The sequence below is a fragment of the Rhodococcus sp. NPDC057135 genome, from assembly GCF_042670865.1.
Taxonomy (GTDB): Bacteria; Actinomycetota; Actinomycetes; order Mycobacteriales; family Mycobacteriaceae; genus Rhodococcus_F.
Map to the genome: position 1 here is coordinate 150,555 of NZ_JBHUUU010000006.1, position 15,519 is coordinate 166,073.

Sequence of the window (15,519 nt, forward strand, 5' to 3'; positions counted from 1 at the left end):
GAATCAGGTGACTGCGTCGCGCTCGCGGAATTCGGGGCGATCCCAGGACTTGTTCTCGAGGATGTCTCGCAACACGTCGACGGCGTTCCACACGTCGGCGTAGCCGAGATAGAGCGGAGTGATACCGAACCTCAGCACTCCTGGTTCGCGGTAGTCGCCGATGACGCCCCTCGAGATGAGAGCCTTCATGATCGAATAACCCTCGGGATGAACAAAACTCACGTGCGAGCCGCGACGCTCATGCTCGCGTGGCGTGATCAACTCCAAACCGTAGGCGGCGCAACGCTCCTCGACGAGGTCGATGAAGAGATCGGCCAGCGCGAGCGACTTGCTCCGGATGTCGGCCATGTCAGCTTTGAGCGCGACGTCGAGACCACATTCGACAAGCGACAACGACGTGATGGGTTGAGTACCACTCAGAAACCGCCGTATTCCTGCGCCGGGTTCGTAGGCCGACTCCATCGCAAACGGTCGCGCGTGCCCCCACCACCCGGACAGAGGTTGGATTCCGGTGTTCTGATGACGACGGTTGACCCAGATGAATGCGGGAGAGCCTGGACCACCATTGAGGTACTTGTACGTACACCCGACCGCGAAGTCGGCGTCGGCGCCGCTCAGATCGACAGTGACGGCGCCGGCCGAGTGTGCGAGGTCCCAGATCATGAGCGCGCCACGCTCCTGCACTGCTGCAGTGACTTCCGCCATCGCATACAGGTTTCCGGTGCGGTAGTTGACGTGCGACAGCATCACTACGGCGGTGTCCGGTCCTACTGCTTCGGTGAGGTCGCCCGGTTGGTCGATCAGGCGTAGTTCGTATCCCTGATCGAGCAGCGAGATGATGCCCTCCGCAATGTAGAGGTCAGTGGGGAAATTGTCTCGCTCGGAGACGATCACCTTCCGGCTGGGATCCTGTGCAGCCGCGATGGACAGCGCAGAGGCCAATGCCTTGAACAGGTTGATCGACGTCGAATCCGTTACTACCACTTCGCCTTCACCTGCTCCCAGCAACGGGGCAAGTTTGTCACCGAGGCGGACCGGGAGGTCGAACCATCCAGCCTCGTTCCAACTGCGAACCAAGCCGTTGCCCCACTCGTCGCCGATCACTCTCGCGGCGCATTCCTGCGCAGCAATGGGACGCGCGCCGAGCGAGTTTCCGTCGAAGTAGAGAACGCCCTCCGGAATCGCGAACTCGCGGCGGAACTCCCTCAAGGGATCCACTGCGTCGGCCTTGACGCAGTCTTCCAACGAAAGGGTGGTTGTCGATGTCATGACGATTCTTCTCCTGCATGTGTCGGCGTTGAAAGTGATGAAGGCAGAGTCCGGAGCACGGCGCGTACCGGGCTGGCATCGAGGTCGAGGAACTTCAGCGGCAGTGCGATCAACTCGTAGTAGCCTTCGTCGACGTCGTCGAGGCAAAGTCCTTCGAGGATCGCGACGCTACGATCGCTTGCCGCGTGGTGCCCGTCCATGGTCTTGCTGTCCATCGGATCGAACGAAGCGGCGTCGATTCCGATCAGAACTCCACCGCGGTCGGCGAACCAGTGGGTCAGCTCCGGAGAAACACCGGCGAAGTCGTTGTCCCACTCGCGCGGGTACTTCGGGTACGTCCTCAGAATCAGCCGTTGCGGCAGATGTCCGCCGAGTCGCTCCACCGTTTCTTCGACGGGCCTGATGCGGGCGGCACCGTCGACCCCCGTCATGTCGACCACCAGTGCTTCGCCGAGATAGGGCTCGAGGGGAACAGAACCGATGGTCGCGCCGTCGATGCGAGTGTGCGCCGGGGCATCGGCGTGAGCACCGATATGCGGAGTGGTGGTGATTCGGTTGATGGTGACGGCGTCACTGCCGCCGAGGTCTGACGTGACAGCGCGGGTGAAGGCGGTATCGCCTGGCCACACAGGCGTCGATTCGGAGATCGGCGGGCTGATGTCGATCACCCGTGCCACCCAGTCGCCCATGTGTCCGTCGCCCGTGTGTCGGCCGATCCTCGGAAGCATCCAGACCCCTTCGTCCGTAACAGTCAACTGTGTCGATCTCGACCGTTTGATAATTCGATGTGTTTGGCAAAAGCTAGAATCATCGACGGGCGCGGTCAATAGATGCTGAATATTTTCGCGACGGCAGGGAGAAATCGGATGATAAATGCGATCGAACGGGCAGCTGCCGCAGCTCGGCCGAATCATGTTCGGCTCGACGACGTCGATACGGCGATTCTCCGCGAACTCGTCCGGGATGCACGCATCCCCAACAATGCACTCGCCGAGAAGGTCGGGATAGCGCCGTCGACCGCTCTGGCGCGGATGCGCGCTCTACGCGAATCGGGCGTCATCAAGGGGTTTCATGCAGACATAGACCTCGAGCTACTCGGCCTCGAAATCTCGGCGATGGTGTCGATTCTGATTCACTCCCACGCCAGGAGTCGGATGACGGAAATTGCCGAGCACCTGAGCGGACTGGATTCCGTTCAGCGAGTATTCCTGATGAGCGGGGACCGTGATCTCCTGGTGCACGTGTCGTGCGAATCCCCTACTCGGCTTCGCGATTTCGTCAGCGCGCACCTCAACGATCCGGCCATCGCCAATACCCAGACCAACCTGATCTTCAGCGAACTGCGGCAGGGTGACTGAACGGACAGCCGCAACAGCACCTTCTGGCGCACTCGAGATCGACACCTCGAAACGATGTTCTCCCCACTAAAGTCGGACAGCATGTTTCCACTCGGGTTGTCCATGCTCTGGGAGTCTGTGGAGCCGGAAGCCGCTCTGGAGGAGCGATTCGGATTCAACAGCTTTGGCGCGGCCACGCACTGGGTCTCGGCGGTACTCGCGCAGACTTGGGGATTGACGGTCCTCGAATGCTCGCGGATGGCGATCAGTGACCAGAACGCGATCGTATGGGTTGCGAGCGACCGAGGTGGGCTGGTGGCGAAGTGGTCGCGAGCCACAGAGCGCTTCGCGAATTTGGAAGCGTCTACTCGGCTGCTGAGCACACTCGCCGGGCAGGGTGCGCCCGTTCCATCGCCAGTCACGTCCCTGAACGGATTGGACCGGGAAACACTGCTGGTCCGGAAAACACTGGAAGGCCCTTCATGCGCAGTGTCATTCGCCGTACTGCCGGAGTTGGCGGGAGATTGGTTGGACGTGCAAGACCACGCGGCGGTCCGGGCGGCAGGAGCCTGTCTGGCGGAGATACACCGAACGCTCGGCGCCACCCACGTCGACGGATCGGTGTTCTCGTCGCGCAGCACCGGGTTGAAGGAGCGCATCGGTGGTTGGCTGGAGAATTTCGACCGCGGGTTTGCGCCTGAGGCAACGCGTAGGCTCACGAACCTCTTGGCGCGGGCGTCCGAGCTCGATGACCGAACTCAACTGGTACACAACGACTTCCGGGCCGCCAACATCCTGACTCGAGACTCGAAGATCACCGGAGTACTCGACTTCGACGACGTGATAATCGACCACCGGGTGAGTGATCTTGCCAAGGCCTGCGTCTATCTGGGCACCCTGTTCACCGATTGGCGACCGACACCGGTCGCGGTACGGCAGAGCCTGCGTGCCGGCTACGAATCCGTCCGGCCCCTCAGCCGATCCGAGTCGGAATGGTTCGAGATCCTCGAACTGTGGCACGGTCTGATGGCGATCCCGGGTGAGAACGACACCGCCGGTTGGGCCTCCGCGTTGTGACGAAAGTGGGGACACCGATACCGGCGTCCCCACTTCGTTTTGATCACATCAGGATCCGGCGCGAATCCATTCTTCGAGGTGCGGCGCCTCGGTACCGATCGTCGTGCCGTCGCCGTGACCCGTGTGGACCTTGGTCTCGGCGGGGAGCGCGAACAGCTTGTCGCGAATGGACCCGATGATGGTCGGGAAGTCTGAGTACGACCGCCCCGTTGCGCCGGGTCCACCGGAGAACAAGGTGTCGCCGCTGAACAGTTCCCCCGCCTCGGGCAGGTAGAGGCAGGTCGACCCCGGGGAATGGCCCGGTGTGTGGATGGCCAGAATGTCCGTGCCCGCCACAGCAATACGCTGATCATCTTCCAAGCTCAGATGCTTCACCCCAGGGTGAGTCATCTCCCAGAGGACATCGTCGGCCGGGTTCAGGTAGATCGGAGCGTCGAGCTTATCGGCCAGCTCCGGCGCAACGGTGACGTGGTCGTTGTGGCCGTGGGTGCAGACGATTCCGAGCACCCTGCGTCCACCGACAGCGTCGATGATCGGCTGCGCGGTGTGCGCTGCGTCCACGACAACCACTTCGTTGTCGTCACCGATCAGCCAGATGTTGTTGTCGACGTCCCACGTTCCGCCGTCGAGGCTGAACGTGCCCGAGGTGACTACACGATCCACACGCAATGTCACAGGACCACCACCGAACGGAGGACCTCGCCGCGGTGCATCGTATCGAAGGCCTTCTCGACCTCGTCGAGCTTGATGCGCTCGCTGACAAACTTCTCGAGCGGCAGACGCCCCTGCTGGTACAGGTCGACCAGAACGGGGAAGTCACGCTCGGGCAGGCAATCGCCGTACCACGACGACTTGAGGGCTCCGCCGCGCGAGAAGAAGTCCACCAGTGGCATTTCCAGCTTCATGTCCGGCGTCGGAACTCCCACCAGCACTACGGTTCCCGCGAGGTCACGGGCGTAGAACGCCTGCTTCCACGTCTCCGGGCGGCCGACTGCGTCGACAACCACGTCGGCACCGAAACCTCCGGTCAGCTCCTGGACCGCCTCGACGACGTCGTCGACCTCGGTGGCATTGATCGTGTGCGTGGCACCAAGTTCAGTGGCCCACTCCAGCTTTCGGGGATCGCGGTCGATCGCGATGATGGTGTTGGCACCGGCCAGGCGTGAACCCATGATCGCTGCGTCGCCGACGCCGCCACACCCGATCACGGCCACCGAATCACCGCGTCCGACGTTGCCGGTGTTCATCGCGGCACCCATGCCGGCCATGACACCGCAACCGAGCAGTCCGACAACAGCCGGATCGGCCGAGGCGTCGACCTTGGTGCACTGGCCTTCGTGAACCAGCGTCTTGTCTGCGAATGCGCCGATACCGAGTGCCGGTGTCAGTTCCGTGCCGTCTTCGAGCGTCATCTTCTGCTCGGCGTTGAAGGTGTCGAAGCAGTACTGCGGGCGACCGCGCTTACACGCGCGACACTGCCCGCACACGGCACGCCAGTTGAGCACGACGAAGTCGCCCACCTCGACATGAGTGACACCGGGTCCGACGCTCTCGACGATGCCCGACGCCTCGTGCCCGAGCAGGAACGGGTACTCGTCGTTGATTCCGCCGTCGCGGTAGGTCAGGTCGGTGTGGCACACACCGCACGCTGCAATGGCGACCACTACCTCGTTGGCGCCGGGATCGGGAATCGTGATGGGGACGATTTCGACGGGGGCACCCTTGGATCGGGCGATGACGCCGCGTACCTGCTGTGGCATGGCTTTGCTCCTGGCTTCGTGCGATTTGAGGACGTGTCGTCACATGACGCAGTGTTTTCACATTGCGATATGTGCACTCGTTGAAAGGTTAGCCCGAAGCAGGTGCCCGCAACCCTGGTCGAACTGACTGACCGACCTGGCCGAAAGGACTAGGGCGCGGGCTTCACGCCGGCCTCGGCGCCCGCGGCGGCCGCCGCACCCCGACTCTCGACGCCCAATTTCCGCAGGACCCCGGCAACATGAAACTTGACTGTGCTCTCACTGACACCGAGTCGCTCCGAGATTGCCTTGTTGCGCCGTCCGGCCACCAGATGCTCGAGTACCTCGAACTCCCGCGGAGCCAGTTCCGTCAGGACGTCGCGGTTCGGTAGGGCGACGGGCGCGTCGAGCGGGATGGTTGCGCTGATCCGGTTCCCCCACCCGGGCGTCGACTCGGATTCGACGGTTCCACCCAAAGTCTCTACCCTCGAACGTAATTGACGTTCCACATCGATCACGTCAGCTTCACCGCCGCCGTCGTCTCGAATGTCGATGGAGAGCGAAGCCGCGTCGAGAGTCCAGGCCACGCGGATTCGCGAGAGCGTCTGCTGATCCGACAATGCCAACACCGCGCCGCGGACGACGGCGCGGGCGCCGTGCGCCACTTCGCCGGGCAGACCGCGACCGTCGACGGGTGGCTCCACCAACTCCAACGCGATTTCCCGATGCTTGAGCAGCGAACGCAATTCCCCACGCATCCGCGCAAAAGCCGTGGTGGTCGACTCTTCGGCCAGCTCGCGGTGCACGTCGACGGCTGAACGCAGGCCGATCAGGGCCGAGGCCGCTGTCTCCCTTGCCGAGGTTCGCGCACGTGTGTCGTCGAGATCAGCCGAGCGCAGCGTCGCCAGCATCGTCTCGAGGGTGGCCGCATGCACCTCGGTCATTTCCGCGACGGTGCGTGCTCGCTCGGACGACGCCGCCCGCGACTCTGCCAGGTACGCCGGGCTCGCGTTCCGCACCTGGAGCTGAATTCCGGTTGCAGTCACCGCGAACAGTGCCTGGATCAAATCGAGGGATGCCGCCTTCACCGGTCCGGGGTGTGGCGTCAGTACGAGGAGGGTGTCTGTTCGATCGAGCATCGCGAGCACTTCACGGTCCCGGCCGGCGACAGCGCACTTTCCCCGAAAGATCTGTCCGACAGTGAGATCTGTACGGATACGGTCGAGTTCGGCGATGGTCACACGATCGACGACAGTTGGATCCCCGGCAACTTTGCGCGGCCTACCGGTGCACTCACGGGTGAAGATCACCAGAGAGGTGTGCGGCACCATATCCGCGATCAGCGTCGAAAATCGTCGGCCGATTTCGGGAAGTGGTCCCACCAACACGTCTCGAAGGGCGGTGCTCAGTAGCGCATTGTCGGTGGTGCTCACCGTTCAACGATAACCATCCGGTTCACTGGTGCAGCGTGGTCTTCATGAGCATCACGTTGTAGTCGGACCACGTGGTAGCGAGAAAGTAGAGGTCCTGCCCCTGCGACCAGGGGTGCATGTACGCGCCGTAAAGCCCCGGAACCGCATCGGTGCCGATCACGACGTCGGGTGCACTCCACGGGCCGGTCAGGTCCGAGGCCGTCCGCAGCACCAGTGCGCCCCACTCGTTGGAGTACATCGCGACGAACTTGCCGAGATAGTTGTTGTACTGCACCGACAGTTCGCTGACATCCCCGTCGAGAACTACCGCCGCGGCAGCGGGATTGTTGGGGACCCACGCCTTTCCGTCCCAGTATTCGTACGCCGCGACGTCCGCGATGGAGGCTTCCTTCACCCGCGAGAGTCGTCCCTCGCCGAAACGTCCGGCTGGGGTACCGAAGTTGTAGACGTAACCACCGTCTTTGACAAAGGAGCCCATCTGGAAGTTGTCGTTGCCCGTCAACGGCAGATTCGGCCGGGACGAGGCCGGTTCGATCTGCCAGGTCTCACCGTTGTCGTGCGAGGACGCGATCTGCGAGAAGTTGGTGACCCACTCGCCCGACCCACCCCACGACCGAATCGACATGTAGTTGACGTATTGAACGCCGCCCACGGAGATGCCCGTCGTCGGAATGCTGCTGGTTTCGACGCCGGTGACTTTCAGACTTCCGATGATCTCGCGTGAGTGATTCGGCCGGTCGGTCGGTGAGGAGTCGATGTTCATCCCGTCGGACAAATTTCCGTCCGAGCTACGGAACAGGACGTTGCTGCGCCAGTCGCCGACCACCCCGGAGCACAGAGGATCAGATCCGATACCGACGGTGTCACCGAAAGCTGTCAGGACCTGACCTGCACCGTTGTCCCACATGATGCCGAGATCCGTGCCGAGGACGTTGAACCGCTCGACGGTTTGGTTGGGGCTGAGTGCTCCCGTGATGTACTCGACCGCCGAGGTGCGGCCCTGCAGTTCTGGAAGTTTCCCGTCCGTTCCGTTGAGCCAGGGAATCGGATTGGTCGGCCCGCCTGTTTGATCCAAGCTGCCGGTGACGTTGCAATCCCACGGGGATGCATGCGCTTGGGTTGCCCCCAAGACCGCGGTCGACGCGAGTACACACGTCACTGCTGCTGTCGATATCTTCCGTATCCGGCGCATCGCTCCCCTTTCGCGGGGGAGATCCGGACTCTACGAGGTGTGTTGCTCGACCGGATCGGTTCATCCACCCACGAGAACACAAGGTAACAGGTAAATCGGTCAATCTAGACAAAACGGGCCTATTTGGTGGAGATGGATTTCAACCATTTCTCCATGACTGTCGTCGCTGTCTCCAACCCCTGCGACTCGGCAGCACCCAACTGCTCCATAAAGATGCGCGGACCGTCCACTCCCAACGAAGCATGCAGCGAATCGCGGTACTCGGCCAGTTCCATCCATTCGCGCGCCACCGCGGAGGACGCTTCGAGGTGAAACTGAACGGCGTAACTCTGCTTGTATCGGAAGAGTTGATTCGGATACTTGGCTGAACCAGCGAGCCGTACCGCACCGTCCGGAATGTCGAAGGTATCCGAATGCCATTGCATCGCAGGGAATGTGGAAGGCAGGCCTCCCCACACCGGATCTTCGTGCCCCTCGGCAGTCAAGGTGATGTCCTCAACTCCGACTTCGGGTACCGCTCCCGTGTAGACGCGAGCACCCAGCGCCGCGGCGAGCAACTGCGAACCCAAACACACTCCCCACACCGGGACGTCGTTCTCGACCAGATCGCGAATGTACTCGATCTCGGACGCCAGCCACTCGACCTCAGCTTGATCGCCGACGCCCATCGGACCACCCATCACGATCACGGCGTCGAACCGTCGATGTGCCGGAAGTGGGTCGGTGCCCAGAAGAACAGTCTGCACGTCTCCGTAGCTCTCCAGGACAGGCGAATACGCCGCTGGGGGTTCACACTGCGCGTGTCGTAGTTCCAGAAAATGCATGTAGGGCAATTCCTCTCGAATCCGGTGCCGAAAGCCTATGGTTCTATTCGACATAAGGCACATCGACGGCGTGTGATGTGCTCTGCGCTCGTATCTCCCCCTTTCATCAACCCTTTACCGACAAGGAACGTCTGTGCGCGCACCACCCATCTTTTCGACATCGATTCGCCCGTCCTCAGTTGCCGTTCGCATCGCACTCAGCGCATTCGCCTTGGCTTCACTTGCCGCATGCTCAGGAACAAGCACCGACAGCAAGGCTGAATCAACATCCATCGCGACCACCACTGCGACCTCGACAACTCAACCCACGACGACTCAGGCACCATCGACCACCTCGGCGGCCGGTACGACGAATTCTCCAACGGTCACGCCCCCAGTCGCCGCGGAAGTGACGCCCGCTGCAGCTCCCGCGATCATGCCCAACGTCGTGTGCATGAATCTTCAAGACGCGCAGGACACCATTCAGTCGGCCGGCGTCTTCTTCTCGAGAAGCGCTGACGCAACTGGCGCGGGCCGACGCCAGCTGGTCGATTCCAACTGGATTGTCGTCGATCAGACACCCTCTGCCGGAAGTCCTTTCGGGGAAATCGAAGCCGTGCTCTCGGCCGTCAAGATCGGCGAACCGAACCCCTGCTGATCGACTGAGTTTTCGAACTTCTCATTTCCGGGAACGCCGCGCCTTACTTGACAACTACCTCCGATCTCCTTCACTGTAGTCAACATTACGAGTATCCAATATATTGGATGCGAAAGGTTGGATTGCAACATGAAGGTGCAACGAATACGGCTGAGCGCCCACTCTCCGGCGGCCATGAGCGAACCCGTCATCGGAATACTCGGAGGCATGGGGCCCGCCGCTACTGCCGACTTCTACTCCAAACTCGTTGCCCTGACACCAGGTTCGACGGATCAGGAGCATCCAAAAGTTGTCATCTGGGCCGATCCCACCGTTCCCGACCGGACTTTGGCACTCACCGAGAACGGCCCGGACCCCACTCCGTGGCTGATCCGCGGTGCGCGCGTTCTCCGAGAGTCGGGCGCAACGACGCTCGCCATCCCGTGCAATACCGCCCACGCATTTCTGCCCGGCATCTCGTCCCAACTGGGACTTCCCGTCGTCCACATGATCGACGAAGTTGCGCGGCACATCCGGACACTCTCACCGGCCGTGACGTCCGTCGGACTCTTGGCCACCACGGGAACGGTCCGCACCGGGTTGTATCAACAGTGGCTGTCCGAATACTCGATCGACGTCCTGCTACCCGAACCGGCGATCCAGGATGAATTGGTGATGCCGGCGATCCGAGCCATCAAGAGCGGCAACGTCGGAGACGAGACCACCGACAAACTCGTCAGGGCCGCCGATCTTCTCGCCGAATCGGGCGCGCAAGTAGTCGTGGCCGGATGCACCGAGATTCCACTCGGACTGCCTGCCGATGCCACAATCTGTCAGATCATCGATCCGGCAACAATTCTCGCCCGCGCTCTGCTCCTGCGCGTTGCGGATGCACGGAAATACGCTTCGACGGCGCACCCGAGCTGACCAGCTGCGGGCGGTCTGCAGAGTACGATATCCAGTATGTTGCGTGGCGGTAAACCGGTTGAGCGAGCACGAATGAGCGACATCGCTCTCGAACGCATTCGCGAAGCGATCGTCACCGGTGAACTGGCACCGGGATCGAAGATCAAGGACAGCGAGCTCGCCGAGTATCTGGGCTTGAGCAGAACTCCGGTCCGCGAAGCACTGGCAAGGCTTGTCGACACCGGACTCGTGGAAGCGAAACCCGGTGCGTACACACGCATCACCACCCTCGACCGCGGCGACGTCGAAGCAACACTCGCAGTCATCGAAGCTCTCGACCAACTGGCCGTCGTCACCGCAGTACCGAATCTCACCGACGAGATGATCGGGGCGATGCGTTCGGCCAACAAGGACTTCGCTGCTGCCGTCAAGCGAAACGACATAGGCCGAGCCCTGACCGCTGACGATCGCCTACACAGCGTCATCATCGATGCTGCGGCAAATCCGCTGTTGAAGAAGCTGATCCACCAAGTTCACCCACAAATTCACCGCATCTACTACCGCAAGTTCTCGAGCCTCCTCGGCAGCCAGGACTCCGTCGACCATCACAACAAGCTGATCGACCTGTGTGCAGACCACGATGCCGAGGCGGCAGCGACATTGTCGGCCGAACATCGACGCCATCTCGGCGGGCTGATCGGTGAACTCTTCGACGCCGACGAGTTCACTCTCGCGGACTGACCGACGCTCCAGAGAAAATTCGGCGCTTGCCTATATTGGCCATCGCCGATATAAATGACTGGTGCATGCGTTCGACGTTCTCGGAGACCCCGTTCGGCGGCGAATCCTGGAACTCCTGTCCAACGGAGAACGCTCGGCGGGTCAGATCTCCGAAGTCGTGGCAGCAGAGTTCGGGATCTCCCAACCGACCGCGTCCGGGCACTTGCGAGTGCTCCGAGAAAACGGATTCGCCACCGTACGCAGCGAAGGCACCAGGCGTCTCTATGCCGTCGAGCCCGCGCCACTGCAAGAAGTGGACCACTGGCTCGACGGATTCCGGCAGTTCTGGAGCGGACCTCTCGACGCACTGGCCACAGAACTCGCACGCGGGAAACGACGCGGCTCCGGACGGAACAGATCTTCACCATCGAATTCTTCCGAAGAAGGGGACTCACAATGACCGAGATCGCGAGCCAGGACACCAGCCTCACCGCGGTAGAGCGGAGCATGGGCAACCGCGAGATAGCCGAAGGTTCGGCTCGAACAGCCGTACTCAAGCGCCGCTACAACGCGTCGGTCGACGACGTCTGGGACTCCATCACAACGCCTGACCGCATCAACCGCTTCTTCCTCCCGGTGAGCGGAGACTTCCAGGTGGGCGGCTCTTACGCTTTCGAAGGCCAGGCGAGTGGCGAGATCCTGGCCTGCGACGCTCCACACCTGCTGCGACTGCAGTGGACCCCACCCGGCGATCGCGGATACAGCGATCAGGTCGAGATCCGTTTGACGGCAGACGGACCCGACGCCACCTGGCTCGAGTTGGAGCACGCCTCCGTCGCCGATGTCTTCCGCAACGACCCGGACACCGGCTGCTACGGCGTCGGAACCGGATGGGAAGGCCCGCTTCACTACCTGGGCGAATACCTGCGCGGCACTCTCCCTGATGCGCCGAGCACCGAGTGGTACACCTTCGACGAAGCAGAGGAGCTTCGTCTGGCCAACTTCCGCGGGTGGGAGTGGGCAAAGATCGAGGAAGAGCACGGCGGCCGGTAACGCCCAATTCTTCGAAAACGGTCACAGGATGGCCGTTTGCTTTGTATCGTGACCGAGCTGGACGTATGTCCAGCAGTTTTGGTGGCTTTCTTTCGTGCCACAACTGCTTCGGTCCACGAGAAGAGAGCTCCACATGGCGCCACAACCCGTCGTCGACAACCCGACCACGACGCGACGCACGCACATCATCCGGACAGTTCTCGCTGTCCTCGTGATCGCACCACTGTCGATTGCGGCGTTCTACATGTGGGCACTGTGGGATCCGGGCGACACGGTCAACCGCTTGCCCGTCGCCATCGTCAACGCGGATGCGGGCACAGAACTCGACGGCACCAGTCTCCACGCCGGAGACGAGGTTGTTGCCGCGCTCGTCCAGAGCGGTGACGTTGCATGGAAGGTCGTCTCGGAACAGGAAGCCGCCGACGGCGTCAACGACGGCACCTACTACTTCTCCGTGGTCATTCCGAAGACTTTCAGCGCGGATGTGGCGAGTGCCGCATCGGGTTCGGGCCGCAAAGCCGAGCTCGACGTCTTGTACAACGACTACAACAGTCTGGTCGCCGGCCCGGTCGGTGAAAGCATCATCGCTCAGGTGCGCTCGGCGGTCTCCGAGTCGATCGGTGAGCAGTCCATCGACCAGGTGCTGGTCGGGTTGGGTGAACTCGGAACAGGATTCGGCGAAGCCGCCGCAGGCGCGCAACAGCTTTCCGACGGGTCCTCCGAAGCGCTTGCCGGAACCAACGAGCTCTACGCCGGAAGCAAGGAACTCGCCACCGGTATGGGTGAAGCAAATCAGGGCGGCAAGGAGTTGGCCGCCGGAGCCGGCGAGCTGGCCGCTGGAGCAAACGAAGCTGCTGCGGGCTCGGGCGAGCTGAGCGCCGGACTCAACCAGTTGGTCGGGGGAACAGACGAACTCGGCGCTGGAGCTCGTCAGATCAGCGAAGTGGTCGACATGGTCACCACCCCGGTACTCGACCTTGCCGGGTCCTCCGACGCCGTCGTCGGTCAGATCGATGCCCTCACGTCGATGCTTCGGAACTCGACCGATCCGGTCTCCGCCGGACTCGTCGACGCACTCGGCGGACTGCGAGCCTCCCTGACCGCGCAACCGTCGGACGACGACGTGATCGGTCAGCTCGGTCAGCTTCGCGACGGTGCGCGGGAAATCTCGCGGCAACTCACCGATCCGAGCAGTGACTACCGCGGTGGCCTGCTCGCAGCGGCGGCAGGCGCAGGTGAACTCAACACCGGCCTGGGCCAACTGTCCGACGGCGCAGGCCAACTCGCTACCGGCGCGCAGGAACTCTCCACAGGCCTCGGCCAGCTGGACACCGGAAGTATCGCGCTCCGTGACGGTCTCGGTCAGCTCGCAGCCGGCGTCGGCGAGCTCGACGCGGGTAGCGCGGAACTGGCTACCGGTTTGTCCGACGGTGCCGCCCAGGTACCGCAGTTCACGGACGACGAGCGCGCCACCACGGCCAATCTGCTCTCTTCCCCTGTTGCCGTCGACGCGCGGAACAACTATCCCGCAGCCGGATTCGGACCGGGAGCCGTCCCAGCCGTGATTTCGGTGGCATTGTTCCTGTGCGGAATTCTCACCTGGTTCGTCGTCCGCCCCCGACGCGGACGTTCGCTGAACTCGCACACCAGCGTGGTGCGTGAGGGGCTGCGCCGCTACCGCATTCCCGCCCTGGTCACCTTGGTCGCGGCGCTCGTGTTGTCGGTGGTCTCACTGACCCTGGCAAACGTCGAACCACCGAGTGTCCTGGCGATGATCGCAGTGATGATCCTGGTGGGCGCCGCCGCAGTCAGCTCCGGCAGGCTCTTCACCGTTGTGTTCGGAGCCGTCAACGGAACCTTCATCGCCCTGGGCGCCCTGATGATTCAGATCTTCGCGTTCGGTGCGGTGTACCCCATCGAACAGATGCCGACGGTCCTGCAGTGGCTGCACGCTCTGATGCCGCTCACGTGGGCGCGAAACGCCATGCGCATGGTTCTTGTCGGATACTACGGCCCGAAGTTCTGGGTGGCGGTATTCGCTCTGGCCGCCTTGGTGATCGGAGCCGTCCTGTTCACCTTCTGGTGGCGCCGCCGACAAGAACCGCCGACCGACGCCGACGACGACGACGCGCCGATCACCGAGGAGATCGTGTATCTCCAGCAAACGCAAGCGTGAGTCGGATCAGCGAACGAGCGTCGTACGCATCAACATGACGTTGTAGTCGGCCCACGTGGTGGCAAGGAAGTACAGATCCGAACCGCTGGACCACGGGTGGATGTATGCGGCGTAGATACCGGGAACCTCGACCAGATTGACCAATGTTTCCGGTGCCGTCCACGGACCGACCGGGCTGGGAGCGGTTCGCATCACGATCGAACTGAACGCGTCGGCGTACATCGCGACGAACTTGCCGAGGAACTCGTTGTACTGAACGGAGACCTCACCGATGCGGCCGTCCATGACGGGTACGGCCGCAGCGGGATCGGCGCGGATCCAGCCACTTCCGTTCCAGTAGTCGTAGGCGGAAAGATCGAGTATCGATCGCTCGGAGACGCGAGAAAGTCGAACCTCACCGGATCTTCCCGCGGGCGTTCCGTAGTTGTAGACGAACCCGCCGTCCTTCACCATCGAGCTCATCTGGAAGTTCTCACTACCGGCAACAGGACCGACACCGGCGGGAAGAACTCCACCGATGTTGGGGCGCAGTGTTTCCGGACGCGTGGTCCAGGTTTCGCCGTTGTCGGACGACGTGGCCATCTGTGAGTAATTGGTGCTCCACTGCCCGGCTTCGCCCCAGTTTCGCACCGACATGTAACTCAGATACTGCACACCGTTCACGGCGATGCCGCTGGTGGGGATACTGGAAGCCTCGACGCCAGGAATCTTCAGACCGGAGATGATCTCGCGTGCCTGACCGGCGCCGTCCATCGGCGCGCTGTCGATACGCATCCCGTCGGCCAGTACCCGGTCCGAGCTGCGGAAAAGTACATTGCTTCGCCACTCGCCCACCAAACCGTCGCAGGCGGGGTTGCGGCTGAGCCCGGTGGTGTCACCGAAAGCGGTCAAAATCTGACCGGCACCGTTGTCCCACATGATGCCGAGGTCGGTGCCCAGGACGTTGAAGCGATCGACCGTCTTGTTGGGACTGTATGTCCCGGTGACTTTTTCGATCGCGGCAGTACGCCCGGACAGGCCGGGCAACCCTCCGGTGTTGCCGTTGAGCCACGGCGCCGCATTGGCCGGCCCTCCGGTACTACCGACACCACTCACCACCAACGATCTCGCCGCGCGAAACATGACTCCCCCAAGGCCGGGATTGTTGGTGTTGTCGTCGTCGTTCCCCCCGAACCTC

General features: G+C 62.3%; 16 protein-coding genes. 8 read left to right on the forward strand and 8 right to left on the reverse strand.

Annotated elements, in window-relative coordinates:
* Positions 1-3: 3 nt before the first annotated feature.
* Positions 4-1,269: a kynureninase gene (gene kynU, locus ACFT1A_RS13650; RefSeq protein WP_378447410.1), complete on the reverse strand. Its 1,266-nt coding sequence runs from the start codon at positions 1,267-1,269 to the stop codon at positions 4-6.
* Positions 1,266-1,997 (reverse strand): arylformamidase, encoded by a 732-nt coding sequence (gene kynB, locus ACFT1A_RS13655; protein ID WP_378447411.1) that lies wholly within the window; start codon positions 1,995-1,997, stop codon positions 1,266-1,268. Before kynB ends, kynU begins: the two co-directional genes overlap by 4 nt.
* Positions 1,998-2,135: 138 nt before the next feature.
* On the opposite strand from kynB, the gene ACFT1A_RS13660 reads away from it, so the two are divergent.
* Positions 2,136-2,627, forward strand: coding sequence for an Lrp/AsnC family transcriptional regulator (locus tag ACFT1A_RS13660; RefSeq protein WP_019745679.1), 492 nt, complete (start codon positions 2,136-2,138; stop codon positions 2,625-2,627).
* Positions 2,628-2,708: 81 nt separating this feature from the next.
* A complete protein-coding gene (locus tag ACFT1A_RS13665; RefSeq protein ID WP_378447412.1) occupies positions 2,709-3,683 on the forward strand; it encodes a phosphotransferase enzyme family protein in 975 nt (324 codons plus the stop codon).
* A 48-nt stretch (positions 3,684-3,731) separates the two neighbouring features.
* On the opposite strand, the gene ACFT1A_RS13670 is transcribed toward ACFT1A_RS13665, so the two are convergent.
* The 5 genes from ACFT1A_RS13670 to ACFT1A_RS13690 all read right to left on the reverse strand — a co-directional run bounded on the left by ACFT1A_RS13670 (position 3,732) and on the right by ACFT1A_RS13690 (position 8,871).
* The gene (locus tag ACFT1A_RS13670; protein ID WP_378447413.1) at positions 3,732-4,358 is read right to left on the reverse strand and encodes an MBL fold metallo-hydrolase; all 627 of its coding nucleotides are present in this window, start codon (positions 4,356-4,358) and stop codon (positions 3,732-3,734) included.
* Positions 4,355-5,443, reverse strand: coding sequence for an S-(hydroxymethyl)mycothiol dehydrogenase (locus ACFT1A_RS13675; protein ID WP_378447414.1), 1,089 nt, complete (start codon positions 5,441-5,443; stop codon positions 4,355-4,357). Before ACFT1A_RS13675 ends, ACFT1A_RS13670 begins: the two co-directional genes overlap by 4 nt.
* Before the next feature lie 149 nt (positions 5,444-5,592).
* Positions 5,593-6,855 (reverse strand): LuxR C-terminal-related transcriptional regulator, encoded by a 1,263-nt coding sequence (locus ACFT1A_RS13680; RefSeq protein ID WP_378447415.1) that lies wholly within the window; start codon positions 6,853-6,855, stop codon positions 5,593-5,595.
* Positions 6,856-6,877: 22 nt separating this feature from the next.
* Positions 6,878-8,047: a DUF4185 domain-containing protein gene (locus ACFT1A_RS13685; protein WP_378447416.1), complete on the reverse strand. Its 1,170-nt coding sequence runs from the start codon at positions 8,045-8,047 to the stop codon at positions 6,878-6,880.
* A gap of 119 nt (positions 8,048-8,166) precedes the next feature.
* Complete coding sequence (locus ACFT1A_RS13690) at positions 8,167-8,871, reverse strand: type 1 glutamine amidotransferase (protein ID WP_378447417.1); 705 nt, start codon at positions 8,869-8,871, stop codon at positions 8,167-8,169.
* A gap of 133 nt (positions 8,872-9,004) precedes the next feature.
* Here ACFT1A_RS13690 and ACFT1A_RS13695 point away from each other — a divergent pair, with 133 nt between their 5' ends.
* The 6 genes from ACFT1A_RS13695 (at position 9,005) to ACFT1A_RS13720 (ending at position 14,342) form a co-directional block, all read left to right on the forward strand.
* Positions 9,005-9,508: a PASTA domain-containing protein gene (locus tag ACFT1A_RS13695; protein WP_378447418.1), complete on the forward strand. Its 504-nt coding sequence runs from the start codon at positions 9,005-9,007 to the stop codon at positions 9,506-9,508.
* Between the two features lie 129 nt (positions 9,509-9,637).
* Positions 9,638-10,414 carry an aspartate/glutamate racemase family protein gene (locus ACFT1A_RS13700; protein ID WP_378447419.1) on the forward strand — a complete coding sequence of 259 codons (777 nt, stop codon included), beginning with the start codon at positions 9,638-9,640 and terminating at the stop codon, positions 10,412-10,414.
* A 36-nt stretch (positions 10,415-10,450) separates the two neighbouring features.
* Positions 10,451-11,134 (forward strand): GntR family transcriptional regulator, encoded by a 684-nt coding sequence (locus ACFT1A_RS13705; protein ID WP_333482278.1) that lies wholly within the window; start codon positions 10,451-10,453, stop codon positions 11,132-11,134.
* 61 nt (positions 11,135-11,195) lie between these two features.
* Positions 11,196-11,573 carry an ArsR/SmtB family transcription factor gene (locus tag ACFT1A_RS13710; RefSeq protein ID WP_378447420.1) on the forward strand — a complete coding sequence of 126 codons (378 nt, stop codon included), beginning with the start codon at positions 11,196-11,198 and terminating at the stop codon, positions 11,571-11,573.
* Entirely contained in the window at positions 11,570-12,166 is a 597-nt protein-coding gene (locus ACFT1A_RS13715; RefSeq protein ID WP_378447421.1) for an SRPBCC domain-containing protein, read from the forward strand. Before ACFT1A_RS13710 ends, ACFT1A_RS13715 begins: the two co-directional genes overlap by 4 nt.
* 133 nt (positions 12,167-12,299) lie before the next feature.
* A complete protein-coding gene (locus tag ACFT1A_RS13720; protein ID WP_378447422.1) occupies positions 12,300-14,342 on the forward strand; it encodes a YhgE/Pip family protein in 2,043 nt (680 codons plus the stop codon).
* A gap of 6 nt (positions 14,343-14,348) precedes the next feature.
* Here the strand turns inward: ACFT1A_RS13720 and ACFT1A_RS13725 are convergent, their stop codons facing one another.
* Entirely contained in the window at positions 14,349-15,464 is a 1,116-nt protein-coding gene (locus ACFT1A_RS13725; RefSeq protein ID WP_378447423.1) for a DUF4185 domain-containing protein, read from the reverse strand.
* Positions 15,465-15,519 lie beyond the last annotated feature (55 nt).

Coding starts and splice junctions, on each gene's coding strand:
- ACFT1A_RS13715 (WP_378447421.1), top strand. CDS start 11,570: ATGACCGAGATCGCGAGCCAGGACACCAGCCTCACCGCGGTAGAGCGG.
- ACFT1A_RS13660 (WP_019745679.1), top strand. CDS start 2,136: ATGATAAATGCGATCGAACGGGCAGCTGCCGCAGCTCGGCCGAATCAT.
- ACFT1A_RS13665 (WP_378447412.1), top strand. CDS start 2,709: ATGTTTCCACTCGGGTTGTCCATGCTCTGGGAGTCTGTGGAGCCGGAA.
- ACFT1A_RS13700 (WP_378447419.1), top strand. CDS start 9,638: ATGAAGGTGCAACGAATACGGCTGAGCGCCCACTCTCCGGCGGCCATG.
- ACFT1A_RS13690 (WP_378447417.1), bottom strand. CDS start 8,871: ATGCATTTTCTGGAACTACGACACGCGCAGTGTGAACCCCCAGCGGCG.
- ACFT1A_RS13675 (WP_378447414.1), bottom strand. CDS start 5,443: ATGCCACAGCAGGTACGCGGCGTCATCGCCCGATCCAAGGGTGCCCCC.
- ACFT1A_RS13705 (WP_333482278.1), top strand. CDS start 10,451: ATGTTGCGTGGCGGTAAACCGGTTGAGCGAGCACGAATGAGCGACATC.
- ACFT1A_RS13685 (WP_378447416.1), bottom strand. CDS start 8,047: ATGCGCCGGATACGGAAGATATCGACAGCAGCAGTGACGTGTGTACTC.
- ACFT1A_RS13720 (WP_378447422.1), top strand. CDS start 12,300: ATGGCGCCACAACCCGTCGTCGACAACCCGACCACGACGCGACGCACG.
- kynB (WP_378447411.1), bottom strand. CDS start 1,997: ATGCTTCCGAGGATCGGCCGACACACGGGCGACGGACACATGGGCGAC.
- ACFT1A_RS13725 (WP_378447423.1), bottom strand. CDS start 15,464: ATGTTTCGCGCGGCGAGATCGTTGGTGGTGAGTGGTGTCGGTAGTACC.
- kynU (WP_378447410.1), bottom strand. CDS start 1,269: ATGACATCGACAACCACCCTTTCGTTGGAAGACTGCGTCAAGGCCGAC.